This is a genomic window from Hahella sp. HNIBRBA332, assembly GCF_030719035.1.
GTDB lineage: Bacteria > Pseudomonadota > Gammaproteobacteria > Pseudomonadales > Oleiphilaceae > Hahella.
In genome coordinates this window covers 3,904,029-3,916,804 of the sequence record NZ_CP132203.1, presented here as the reverse complement: position 1 = coordinate 3,916,804, position 12,776 = coordinate 3,904,029, and the positions used below count along the sequence as shown (strand labels likewise).

The window sequence follows — 12,776 nt, the reverse complement described above, 5'->3', positions numbered from 1 at the left end:
CTAAAAAATAGAATTCACTATCTCAAATTTATCGATATTTATACGAAATAGTTGAGGTTAGACTACGGCAATTGATGATGGGAGCAGCTTAGTATGTGGAAAAATACACAACAAAATTACGGACTTATAGCGATTTCGCTACATTGGCTGGTCGCGCTTGTTGTTTTCGGTTTATTCGGATTGGGGTTGTATATGACAGACCTGTCCTATTACGACGCCTGGTATCAAAAAGCTCCGTTTATTCATAAAAGCATCGGTATGTTGCTGCTGTTTGTCATTGTATTCAGGTTGGTTTGGCGGTTTATTAATGTGCGCCCTGAACCAGAGCCTTCCTTGAGCCGTATCGAGAAAGTCGTAAGTGAATGGGCGCATCGCCTGCTGTACTTATTGTTGATAGCCACCATGATTGCAGGGTATTTGATTTCTACTGCCGATGGGCGTGGCATCGATGTGTTCGGTTGGTTTGAAGTTCCCGCATTATTGCCTCCTGTTAAAGGGATGGAGGATATCGCAGGGGATATTCATGAGTGGCTGGCGTGGACATTGGTGGGGCTGGCCGTGCTGCATGCATTGGCGGCTATAAAGCACCATATTATAGATAAAGACAAAACTCTGATGAGAATGTTTTCCCCCAAATAACCACTGTGCTGTTCAGTGGCCATTTGTAAGGGTGTTTTTTTAACTGAAATCCAAGGAGATGAATAGCAATGAAGAAGAGCATCGTTGGCGCCGTATTGGGCGTTATGTTGACTGGAGCCGCATCAGTTCACGCGGCGGACTTCGTCATGGACACCAAGAATGCGCACTCTTTTATTCAATTCAAAATGTCCCACCTCGGCTACAGCTGGGTGTTGGGACGCTTCAACAAGTTTGACGGCGAGTTTTCCTACGATGAGGCCAATCCCGCCGCAGCGAAAGTAGAAGTGAACATTGACCCATCCAGCGTAGACACCAACCACGCTGAGCGCGACAAACACATTCGCAGCGAAGATTTCCTGTATGTGGATGAGTTTCCGAGCGCCAAGTTTGTTAGCAAGAAAGTAGTTCCTGAAGGCGATGGAAAAGCGAAAATCATTGGCGATCTGACTCTGCGCGGCGTAACTAAAGAAGTGGTGCTGGACGCCAAGCATATTGCGGGTGGCAACGACCCCTGGGGGGGATATCGCGAAGGCTTCGAAGGTACGACTACTTTTAAGTTGAAGGACTTCGGCATTCCCAAGAGCCTGGGGCCGACTGCAGAAGAAATTCAGCTGTATATGACTGTAGAAGGTATTCGCAAGTAATAACTTGCGTTACTATTCCCTGCGATGGCTCCAAACGCGGAGTTATCGCAGGGCGGTTGGTTACTCACACTCGGTCTGGCATTTCATGTCGGAACTTTCTCTTCCTTCACTCCATTTCACCAATTGTTGCAGGATTTTTTCTCCTACCCGAATTTGTGGCTCCGATGGCGTGAATCCATCTCTTTTTTCCCAACGGCTCACCAAGTCTTTTGCCTGATTAAACGCCGCCACGAAAGATGCGTTTTGCGTCAACGACTCTACCAAGAAGGCGCGCCCGAAATAAGTGAACTCTGCGTCATCGCTGCATCCGAAAGAGGTCCGGTCTGGCTTGGCGGCGGTAATGACCAATGTATTTTCGTTTTCCAGATATGGGATGACGCCCCCGGAATAACAGGCGGAAACCACTACAACCTTCCACTTGAATGGGCTGGCGTCGAGAATTCTGCCCAGTTTTTCTGCAGGAATGTCATTAAGCGGCAGGTTGCTGAGTCGTGTAGCGATACTGTGGTCGCTGCCGCCGTGACTGGTCATAAAGAGAAATAAAATATCTTCTTCTGGTTGAATCAACGTCTCCATTTGATTTAACGCTGTTTCCAGATTGGTGGCGGTCGCGAGGGGCGATCCCTCTGGGTTGTTAGCGTCATTCACCAATATCAATTCTTGATGAGACTGCGTGTATTGCTGGTTGAAGAGGCGTTTGGCGAATGCGACTTCATTGGCGAACACCTGCTGATCGCCCCATCCTGCATAGCCGATAAAAAACATATCTTGGTCACCGGGTTTGGATGCTTGCATCTGATCCAGCTGCTTCTGCAGCAAGGGGCCTTGGCGGCTAAGTATGCGTTCGGCGTCCAGAATGGGGGCTTCTGGCTCTTTCGCTACGGTTTGAGTGTAGTCAGTGATCCAGAAGTCATAGAAGTATAAATAGTGCGCTGGCAGGAAGGTCAGGGTGGTTAAAATCAACGCTGCGAAAAGATGCCGCTGCGCAGCGCCTGATGATGACAGTCTTACCGCGCGATAGGCGATAGCGAGGGTCCAGGCGATCAGAGCGTAATATGACCACCAGAACAGCTCTGGATAATCTGAGTAATAGTTAAGAGTGATTTCTTGCTCGAACACAGAATAAATAACGTAAGGCGCGATAATTGAGTTCAGAAACAGAGTAGGGATGCGGTATTGAGAATAGGGATCGCCAACTATTTTGCTGGCGATAAAGCTACCTACCAGAATGGACGCCAACAAGAACGTTTCACTGAATAGTCCTTCCGCTTGGAATATGTGAGGAGGCTCTGTTGCGTACAGACCGACGAGTAAACTGATTAACGCTCCCAACGCAGCAATGAACCAGAAGGCCCCGGGACTTAAACGAAAGCGAATAGAGGATAAGGGAAGGAAGAAAGCCAAGCGTAAGCCTTGGACAAGGTTATAAAACATTCTGCAACGCCATTCGATGAATAAGACTGTCGGCGGTCAGTATAACCTTAAGAGGAGAGCAAGCTGAATCGGAAGGATAGGGCGCATCCGTGCGCCCGGCTAGTTATTCATGGCGTAAATTGCGCCGTTGAATCATTAGCCTACAGCATCGTCAAATTGCTTCTGGATAGAAGAGGAAGGCTCTTCCGTCGCCAGAGACACGACAATGATTGAGATGGTCGCCAGAATGAAGCCTGGAATGATTTCATATAGGTCGAACAGGCCGCCGCTCAGCTGTTTCCATACTACGACGGTGATACCGCCGACGAGGATGCCGGCAAGAGCGCCGTTGCGGTTCATACGCTTCCAGAATAAGGCCAGAATCAGTGCAGGTCCGAACGCAGCGCCAAAGCCCGCCCATGCATAACTCACCATACCCAGGACTTTACTTTCAGGGTTCAGGGCGATCAATGCGGCGATGATGGCGATAATCACGACCGCCAGACGACCTACGTTAACCAGCTCCTGCTGACTGGCGTCTTTACGGAACAGCGCTTTGTAGAAATCTTCCGCCAGAGCGGAAGAAGAAACCAGCAGCTGAGAATCCGCGGTGCTCATTACCGCAGCCAGAATAGCGGCCAGCAGAATACCGGCTACGACAGGATTGAACAGAGCGTTGATCAGCAGCATGAAGGCTTTTTCAGAGTCTTCCAGCGGATTTTCGAAATAAGAAATTGCTGCGAAACCACAGGCGAGCGCTCCAATCAGCGTCAGTGCGGTCCAGGACACTGCGATGCGGCGCGCCATAGGGATGTCGTTTTCTGAGCGAATGGCTTTAAAACGAGCCAGGATATGCGGTTGTCCGAAGTAACCCAAGCCCCAGCCAAGCAGCGACAGAATGGCGATCAGTCCCAGAGGTTCGCCTTTTACGCTGGTCCATACGTTCAGCATCTCAGGGTTCTTGGCCGCCATGGCTGCGTTGGCTGCGCCCCAGCCGCCATCTGCATTAATAGCGATAACCGGTACGATAACCAGCGCCGCCGCCATCAACAAACCTTGCACCACATCGGTCCAGGAAACCGCAAGGAATCCGCCAAAAAGCGTGTAGGACACAACGGCCAATACGCCAGCAAAGACAGCCCAGGTGTAGTCCAGGCCAAATACAGTTGCAAACAGTTTTCCGCCCGCCACCAAACCAGAGCTGGTGTAGAACAGGAAGAACAAGAGGATAAAGAAAGCGGAGATCACCCGTAGAAGGCGGCTGCTATCTTCAAAACGGTTTTCGAAAAACTCGGGTAGAGTCAGAGAGTCATTGGCCACTTTACTGTAAACGCGCAGACGACGCGCAACGATAAGCCAGTTCAACCATGTGCCGGCCAACAGACCAATGGCGATCCAGGCGGCTTCATAGCCGGCGGCGTAAGCATAGCCAGGCAGGCCCAACAGCAACCAGCCGCTCATATCGGATGCGCCGGCGCTTAACGCGGAGGGGAATGGGCCGAGACTACGTCCACCTAAAATATAATCGGAGAGGTTCTTAGTGCGTAAGTATGACCAAACTCCAATACCCAGCATCCCTAACAGATATACTAAGAAAGTCATTCCCACAGCAAATTGATTTTCAATCATGCTAGGTTACTCCTGCTTGTTTTTTAATTGTTCTATGGACGCGGGCGTACGCAGGACGCCCGCTATGAGTGCGGCGCTGAGCGGGATTAAATATGCTCTACGCCCAGCGACAGCAGAGTTGCGTTACCGCCGACGGCTGTCGTGTTAATGGTGCGCGTCCGCTCATTGGCGAAACGCAGCAGATAGTGAGGGCCGCCCGCTTTCGGGCCGGTGCCGGAAAGACCGTGACCGCCGAAAGGCTGAACGCCGACCACTGCGCCAATCTGGTTGCGGTTGATGTAGGTGTTGCCTACTTTCACTCGCTTCTCGATATACGCAGCAGTGGTTTCATTACGGCTGTGAATGCCCAGCGTCAGTCCGAAACCAGTGTTGTTGATGCTGTCGATGACCTTGTCCAGGTCTTCCGCAGCAAAGCGAACAACGTGCAGAATCGGTCCGAAATGCTCTTTGCTCAGCTCATTGATAGAGCCGATTTCAAACGCGCTTGGGGTAACAAAGAAGCCTTTGCTGTGATCGCCGGGCAAAATGGCTTCCGCGCTCCAGCGAGAGCTGGCTTTCATCTCTTCGATGTGCTTCAACAGTCCAGCTTGCGCTTCTGCATCGATTACCGGGCCCACGTCGGTGCTCAAGTGTTTCGGGTGATCCACTTTGAGCTCTTTCAGTGCGCCGGACAGCAATTCCAGAATGCCGTCTGCGATGTCTTTCTGCACGAACAGTACGCGTAGCGCGGAGCAGCGCTGCCCCGCACTGGCGAAGGCGGATTGTACTACATCTTTGACCACCTGTTCAGGAAGTGCGGTGCTGTCCACTATCATGGCGTTCTGGCCGCCGGTTTCGGCGATCAACGTGGCGATGGCTCCGTCGCGGGCGGCCAAAGTACGGTTGATAATGTGCGCTGTTTGAGTGGAGCCGGTGAATGCGACGCCGCATACTCGGTTGTCGCTTAGCAGCTGCGGGCCCAATTGAGCGCCGTCGCCTGGCAGGAATTGGATCGCCTCTTTGGCGACGCCTGCTTCCAGCATCATATCAATGGCGCGCGCAGCGATCAGGCTGGTTTGCTCCGCAGGCTTGGCGATGACAGCGTTGCCCGCCGCAAGAGCTGCAGTGACCTGACCAATGAATATCGCCAACGGGAAGTTCCAGGGGCTGATACAGACGAATACGCCTTTGCCTTCCAGGTACAGCTCATTGGATTCGCCTGTTGGCCCGGGCAGCACATTGGGCTTACTGAAGTGCTTGCGCGCCTGTTCTGCGTAATAGCGGCAGAAATCAACTGCTTCACGAACCTCGTCGATGCTGTCCTGCAGCGTTTTGCCTGCCTCGCGGCAGCAAAGCGCCATCAGCTCAGGCATGCCGGCTTCCATCAGGTCGGCCAGTTTATCCAGACTTTGCGCGCGCTTTTCAACCGGAGTGTTGTTCCATTTCTCGAAACCTGCGTAAGCGGCTGAGAGCGCATCGTCGACGTCATTGGATTGGCTCCAATAGACCGTGCCCGGGGACTGGGACTGGTCGTAAGGGCTTAGTACCTGATTGGGGGCGGCCAGAGTGCGATGTTCTCCGTTGATAACGGGGCAGGCTTTCCACTGGTGCTGATCCCAGGCTCTCAGTTGTTTTTCTAGCGGCGAATATTGATTTTCCACGAACAGGTTCACTCCCATAGAGTTAATACGGTTGCCGAATATCTGTGCAGGCAGCGGGATGCGGTGGTTGGCCAGCGATGAATACCGGGTCAACTCATGAACTGGGTGCTGCACCAGGCTGTCGATGGGTGTTTCTGCATCCACCAGACGGTGTACGAAAGAGGAATTGGCTCCATTTTCCAGCAGTCGACGAACCAAGTAGGGCAGCAAGTCTTTGTGCGCGCCGACCGGCGCATAAATGCGCACAGTGCGCTTTTGCTTGGCCAGTAGGGCGTTGTACAGTGCGTCGCCCATGCCGTGAAGGCGTTGGAACTCGAAAGGACGGTCGTTCTTCTCCGCAAGGGCCTGCACGGATGCGACAGTGTGCGCGTTGTGAGTGGCGAACTGCGGGTAGATATGGTTGCGCGCATACTCGCTGAACAGGAAGCGGGCGCAAGCCAGATAGGAAACGTCAGTGCTTTCTTTACGAGTGTAAACAGGGTAGCTGGGCAGACCGCGCTGCTGGCAAAGCTTGATTTCGCTATCCCAGTATGCGCCTTTCACCAAGCGCACAGGGATGCGGTCGCCTTGCTCCGCGGCCAGCGCTGTAAGCCAGCACAGAACCGGAAGCGCGCGCTTGGAGTAGGCTTGCACAACCAGGCCGAACTCACCCCAGCCACGGCTGTCAGGAGAGCGGTACAGTTTTTCAAAAAGACGCAGGGACAACTCCAGGCGATCCATTTCTTCCGCGTCGATAGTCAAACTGACATTACGCTCACGAGCAGCGCGCACCAACAGCAGAACCTTTTCGTACATTTCTGTGAGTACGCGGTCTTGATGAGCTTGTTCGTAACGGGGATGCAGCGCTGACAGCTTGATGGAAATGCTGGATGCGCCTGGGCGGGTGTCGTATTGATCGGCTCCAACAGTCTCAATCGCTTTTATGTACGACTGGAAGTAGCGCTCTGCGTCTTCTGCGGTAAGGGCGGCTTCGCCCAACATGTCGAAAGAGTAGCTATAGCCTTTATCACGGTATTTGCGACCATTTTGCAACGCTTCGCTGATATCGCGTCCCAAAACGAATTGTTTGCCCATGATTTTCATGGCTTGGTTCATGGCGCCGCGGATGACTGGTTCACCGCACTTGTTGATCAGGCGCTTGAGGACGTTGGCGGGCGTGCCGTCGATATTGCGGTCTAGCTTGACTACTTTTCCTGTCAGCAGCAGACCCCAGGTGGAAGCGTTGACCAGCGTCGACTCGCTCTTGCCCATGTGCTTTTCCCACTGCGCCGTGGACATTTTGTCGCGAATCAGTGCGTCTGCAGTGGCCTTGTCAGGGATGCGCATCAGAGCTTCCGCCAGACACATCAGCAACACGCCTTCCTGCGTATCCAGACTGTATTCCTGCAACAGGGCGTCAACCATGTGTACGGAATCGTCCTGGGCGCGGACATCTTCAATCAGCTTGGTGGCGCCTTGGGTAATGGCTCTTAACTCTTCGGTTCCGGGCGTCGCCAGAGCCATGAGTTCTTCAAGATAAGCCGCTTCGTCAACGGCGTAGTTTTGGGTTATCGCCGTCCACAGCGAGTCCAGGCTAACAGCTTGGATGTCGGGCGAAAGTACGGATGAAGCTTTAAACATACGGAGTACTCCAGAACCGCGATAATTGGCGTTATTGTCTGTAAAGATCCGGCTTTTGAAATGAGCCGGCCCGGCCTGATCCGCTGTCGTTTTATTTGCTCAAAAGAACGGCAACGGCCGGAGACGGGGCGAATGGACAGAATGTAATGTTTTGCTATCGTTCAGGTCTTACAAAAAACTGCATGGATTTTGCAAAAAACTGTGCTTTACAGAACTGCAATAATCAAAAATTGACCTGTCGCATTTACATCCTGTTGGATTGCTGACTGCGTTTTTGCACCTGTTTGGGGGTGAGTCCGTCATGCTTGCGCATGCAGTTGGTCAGTGCGCTCTGGCTGGAAAATCCGCACTTCTGGCTGATTTCCGCGATAGACAAATTGGTCTCAAGCATCAAGCGCTTGGCGTAATCCAGGCGCGCCCGGATGACATATTGATGGGGCGTCTGATTTGTCGCCTGTTTGAAGAGTTCGTGGAAGTGGCGTTCACTCACGCAAATACTGCCGGCGAGATCTGAAATACAGATACGCTCATGCAGGTGTTTATAGATGAACTGGTCGATCCGGTGCATGTCGAGAACGGGAGATTTTTGTCGCTTTACACTGGGCGAAATTCTTCGGCTTAGGCAGCGGATAATGCTGCACGCCAAATGGTGACGCAGGGCGCGGTCGTCCTGCGCCCACTGGATCTCCTGGATGGAAACTTGCGTCAGTTGCTGCAGTCCACGATCCAGCGTCACCAGCTGCGGCCTTTCAAACATAGGGTTTAAAAGGTCGTAGTCGGGGTGATGGGAGTCGAGAAAGGCAGGATAGTCCTGATCCAGATCAATGACCAAAACATGGTTGCGAGGGCGTCCATAAAAGTCATGGAATGTCTCGGTCGGCACGATGCAGGCGTGACTGACGTCCAAACGAGCTGCGAGACCGCACATATCAATCTCGGCGGTGCCGGTTAGACCCAGCACTAGTTGGTAGTGCGTATGTTTGTGCCGATTTACGTTTTGCGGCAGGCTGATCACATTTGCTTGCAGCATGCAATGTATCGAATAAGTAAAAAATGGGTTTGGTTGAAAAATGTACAGATACGCTCAGGGTAAATGCATCCATTGCGGCATGCAAGTCAGGCGGCGCAATATTACCACCCTCTTTCTTTATACGCTGCTGAAATTTATACTGCCCCGCTCTTTCGGCCTCAAGTGTTTTCCTTAACGCAATCAACGTGTTGTCTTTGGATAAAAATAGTCCAAATGGATTGTGTGCGGTTTTGGTAAATAGGCCTAACGGCCAATGGTGGATTTGGCTGTGATCAGTATCCTTACCGTGCGACTAATAGAGAACGACACACAATGATCTCCTATACCTTTCACCGCCGTGTGCTGCTAATGGCAGGATGCTTTGCTGTCGCTTTGGGATTGGCAGCCTGTAACGAACATGATTCCAATGGGGGCAAGTCTGCGCAAAATAGCGGACAGTCCAACAGCGCCCCTGTGGATACTTCCTCCCCAACGCAGAACAGCTCTGGCTCCAATGGAGCTACAAACAATGATTCTGGCGTCGACTCAGGATCTTCAGATACTGGGTCGACTACACCATCAACTCCAGGTGGGGGCGGAAACGACTCTACGAATCCTTCTCAACCAGATATGCCAACGGAGCCTACTACGCCTTCTGAGCCCTCGACCCCCTCACAGCCAGGCGATGATGCTTCGCCTGACGATGACACGCCAGCTGAGCCGGAACGCTCGTTAACGGTTAGCGGTTATGTGATGAAGGGGACGCTGAAAAACGCTCTGGTGGCGGCGTTCCCGGTTGTGGCGAAAGGCGCAGCGAATGATGCGGATTTTCAAAACCCCGCTGCGCTTACGTTGACGAATGCTGACGGAAGTTACGAGCTGGTTATTAAAAATCCGGTGGCGGGCGGCTACCTGATTGAGGCGACTTCCAATGAGAGCACGCGTATGACCTGCGACGCCACCGCTGGCTGCGGTTTAAATGCGTCGGGGCAGGGAACGTCTTTTGGTGACGTGATGTCATTGTCGGAAGGGTTTGTTCTCGATTCGTATCTGCCACTGCCAACAGCCGATAAAGCGGTTCTGAATATTTCCGCATTGACGCACTTGGCCGTCGCCTTGTCTCACAAGAGCAGTAAGGGCTTAACGTCTGCTTCCTGGAGTCAGGCGAAAGCCGATTTGGCGAAGTCTTTGGGTATCCAGGAGAGCTTGATTGATAAGCGACCCCTGGATTTGGTTGCTCTGCCCAATAGTGATGCTGCAGGCGTGGGAATTGAATATATGCGCGCGAGCGTGGTCAACGCTGCATTTGCAGGTTTGGCGCAGCGTCAAGGTATGTCCATCGCTAAAGTAATGGGCGATGCGGTAAGGTCATATACGGAGACTGGAGGGCTACCTCCTAGCGACTTTAATACTCAGTCTCTGGTGACGATGAATGTTTTATTCAATGAGGCGTCTGCTATCTCTACAGATTTGGAGGCGATGACTCGCAATAAGTCGGTGCAGTCATTGCTGTCTCAGATTAGTCAGCAGTCTTCAGAGTTCGCCAAGCGCGCTGCCTTGGGCGATTCCACCCCGGTTAAGATTTCCATTCAACCCACTTCGGCAAGCGCATACGTTTCCGAATCCGTGACATTGAATGTCTCGGCGACAGGTACAGATCCAATTCGCTACCAATGGCGCAAGAACGGGGTCAATCTACCTAACGCTACTCATAGCTCACTGGCGTTGAAAGGGCTGACTCTAAACAATAGCGGCAATTATGATGTCGTGGTCAGCAACGATGTGAGTAGCGTCACTAGCAATCGCGCTAGCATTAAGGTATCCACCAAGCCTGTGCGCAAGGTGAAGATAGCCTGGAGTATCCCAACTACCCGTGAAAACGGCGACGGTCTGGCTAGAACTGAATTGAAAGGATTCCGTATTTACCATCGTGCTCCAGATGAAAATTATGAGAAGGTGATTCAAGTTAGCAGCCCATCGCAAACCAGCATTGAGTTGTCGAACCTGCCTGCCGGCTACAATACATTTGCTGTGACGGCAGTGGATGTGAACGGATTAGAGAGCGAATCGTCCAAAACATTGTCCAAAACCTTTAAATAACCACTGGCGCGGAGCGCGCTGGAATGGATCAAGGCCGGAAGCCTGTCTGCAATGGATAAAGCCCGGCCTTTTTTAAAGTTCCTTCCCTAAAACTTCCTCTTTTTGCTAGATAATTTACCTTTACCTCAAGAGTTCTACTGCTATCCTAGGCGGTGTTTAGGCGACAATTGTGTTGGTCTTCGGAATAGCTATCGCATCAAGGAGTTAAAATGCACGTCATGCTGAAGCGCGTTCTGTGCTTTATCGTTTTGCAGTGGATGGTTGTCAGTGCTCAGGCGGCTGGAGATAAAGGATTATTCTGGAGGGTGGAGTCCGGCGGCGCGACGGCTTATTTGCTCGGGGCTATTCATTTCGGTTCCGATGAGTTTTATCCCATGCGCCGACAAATCATGGATGCGTTCAAGCGCAGCGATGTATTGGTTGTGGAAATGGATGATAAGGCGATATCACCTGAAAAGCAGCAGGAAATCATTCAACGCACGGCGTTTTACCCTAACGGCGAAACCATTCATGATCACTTATCTCCAGAAACGATAAAGCTGCTTAAAGAGCGACTCAGTTTGCACCAGATTCCATTGCAGGCGATTGAGCGTCAGCGTATTGGTTTTATCGAATTAACCTTGGCGGCTCTGGAAGCAATGCGTCTGGGCTATTCACAAGATAGAGGCATCGACTATTACTTCATGAGTCAGGCGAGAGGCAGCAAGCCCATTCGCGAGATCGAATCTTTTCAGGAGCAGATGGAATTGGTGATGAAGCTGCCTGAAGTAGAAGAGGCCACTCGGGAAGAACTGTCCAAAATGGACGAGTACGAGAAACTCTGGGGTGAAATGGCGACCGCGTGGAAAAAAGGGGATGCGGATGCGATGTATCGACTTGCAATTAGTGACCCTTTGAAAGAAACGCCAGCCGCCAAGCCTGTCTACGAACTCATGTTCGACGGCCGTAATCCAAAGATGGCGCAGTCGGTGGAGACCTGTATGAAAAACAGAGAAATTTGTTTTGTCGTCGTTGGCGCAGGCCACTTGGTGGGACCTGGCAGTGTTGTGGATTTGCTGCAAAAACAGGGGTATCAGGTTTCGCAGCAATAAGCCAGGCAAGACTCAGAGCTCGTTACGGAAGCTAAGCCACGCTAACGTTGGCTTCCGTATGCTCTTTTAACTTGTTCCATAACTTCTCCAGACCAGGGTGCTTATTATCTCGCTTACGGTAAAAACGCACCTCCAAGTCAGTGTAGTAGCGCTCATCCCCGGCTGGTTTCATTCTTCCGTAACGAATGCTTTCCTGCGCCAGCCTGAATGGAATCCAGCCCACGCCGAAACCTTCCCGAATCATGGCTTTGACGCTGACAGAATGGAAGTTCTTGTTAACGGTCACTAAGTGCAGATCGTTCTGTGAGTGTGTGATCGTATGATGCACAACTGGTTTGAGGAAGGCATTGTCATGATAGTCGATAAAAGGAATAGGTCTTCTTTTATGCCCGGGCAAAACAAATTTGGGCGCGCCGGACTCGTCCACGGAACTGCATGGTAACAGCCGTTCTCCAGCGATCTTTACGTATTCAAATACATTGGGCGATGCATCCGCCAACAGCTCGATGCTTGGGTGCCAGTAGCACAGCATGATATCGCATTGTTGTTCCATTAAGGCGTGGGAAAAGTCGCGAACGGTCCAGGCGGTCGAGTGGAGATTCAAGTCCAGTGCAATATCCAGCGAGCGGCTGAATGGCTCCAGCCACGCCTTATAAAAGGAAAGGTAGAGCGTTTGCGTCGTGGCAAAAACCAGCCGGCTTGATTGTTCTTCGCGAATCGCGTGGCATTCTTCCCGCGTATCCCTGAGGATGCGGGTGATTTTGTCAGCGGCGTCAAGAAACAACTCGCCTGCTGGCGTCAGCGAAAGCGGCAGGGTGTTCCTGTCGACCAGCTGTACGCCCATTTCTTCTTCCAGAAGTTTTATCCGACGGCTAAATGTCGGCTGCGTCACATTCTGCTCATCCGCGGCGCGTGAAAAGTGCCGGGTTTTAGCGAGAGCTATGAAGTCTTCAAGCCAACGAATTTCCACAGATCTACAGTCCGCTATGAT

At 51.9% G+C, this 12,776-nt stretch carries 9 protein-coding genes; 4 read left to right on the top strand and 5 right to left on the bottom strand.

What is annotated here, in order from left to right:
• The first annotated feature begins 93 nt into the window (after positions 1-93).
• A complete protein-coding gene (locus tag O5O45_RS17295) occupies positions 94-639 on the top strand; it encodes a cytochrome b (RefSeq protein WP_305900622.1) in 546 nt (181 codons plus the stop codon).
• Positions 640-707: 68 nt separating this feature from the next.
• Positions 708-1,283: a YceI family protein gene (locus tag O5O45_RS17290; protein WP_305900621.1), complete on the top strand. Its 576-nt coding sequence runs from the start codon at positions 708-710 to the stop codon at positions 1,281-1,283.
• A 60-nt stretch (positions 1,284-1,343) separates the two neighbouring features.
• Here O5O45_RS17290 and O5O45_RS17285 read toward each other — a convergent pair whose 3' ends face one another.
• From O5O45_RS17285 to O5O45_RS17270, 4 genes are all read right to left on the bottom strand, one after another.
• Positions 1,344-2,717: a C13 family peptidase gene (locus O5O45_RS17285; protein ID WP_305900620.1), complete on the bottom strand. Its 1,374-nt coding sequence runs from the start codon at positions 2,715-2,717 to the stop codon at positions 1,344-1,346.
• Between the two features lie 135 nt (positions 2,718-2,852).
• Positions 2,853-4,325, bottom strand: a complete 1,473-nt coding sequence (gene putP / locus O5O45_RS17280) for a sodium/proline symporter PutP (protein ID WP_305900619.1) — start codon at positions 4,323-4,325, stop codon at positions 2,853-2,855.
• Positions 4,326-4,411: 86 nt separating this feature from the next.
• Entirely contained in the window at positions 4,412-7,585 is a 3,174-nt protein-coding gene (gene putA, locus O5O45_RS17275; RefSeq protein ID WP_305900618.1) for a bifunctional proline dehydrogenase/L-glutamate gamma-semialdehyde dehydrogenase PutA, read from the bottom strand.
• A gap of 244 nt (positions 7,586-7,829) precedes the next feature.
• Complete coding sequence (locus O5O45_RS17270) at positions 7,830-8,615, bottom strand: AraC family transcriptional regulator (protein WP_305900617.1); 786 nt, start codon at positions 8,613-8,615, stop codon at positions 7,830-7,832.
• Between the two features lie 609 nt (positions 8,616-9,224).
• On the opposite strand from O5O45_RS17270, the gene O5O45_RS17265 reads away from it, so the two are divergent.
• Both O5O45_RS17265 and O5O45_RS17260 read left to right on the top strand, forming a co-directional pair.
• Positions 9,225-10,694 (top strand): immunoglobulin domain-containing protein, encoded by a 1,470-nt coding sequence (locus O5O45_RS17265; protein ID WP_305900616.1) that lies wholly within the window; start codon positions 9,225-9,227, stop codon positions 10,692-10,694.
• Positions 10,695-10,903: 209 nt separating this feature from the next.
• On the top strand, positions 10,904-11,785 hold the full coding sequence (locus tag O5O45_RS17260; protein ID WP_305900615.1) for a TraB/GumN family protein: 882 nt from the start codon (positions 10,904-10,906) through the stop codon (positions 11,783-11,785).
• A 31-nt stretch (positions 11,786-11,816) separates the two neighbouring features.
• On the opposite strand, the gene O5O45_RS17255 is transcribed toward O5O45_RS17260, so the two are convergent.
• Complete coding sequence (locus O5O45_RS17255; RefSeq protein ID WP_305900614.1) at positions 11,817-12,755, bottom strand: LysR family transcriptional regulator; 939 nt, start codon at positions 12,753-12,755, stop codon at positions 11,817-11,819.
• Positions 12,756-12,776: the final 21 nt, after the last annotated feature.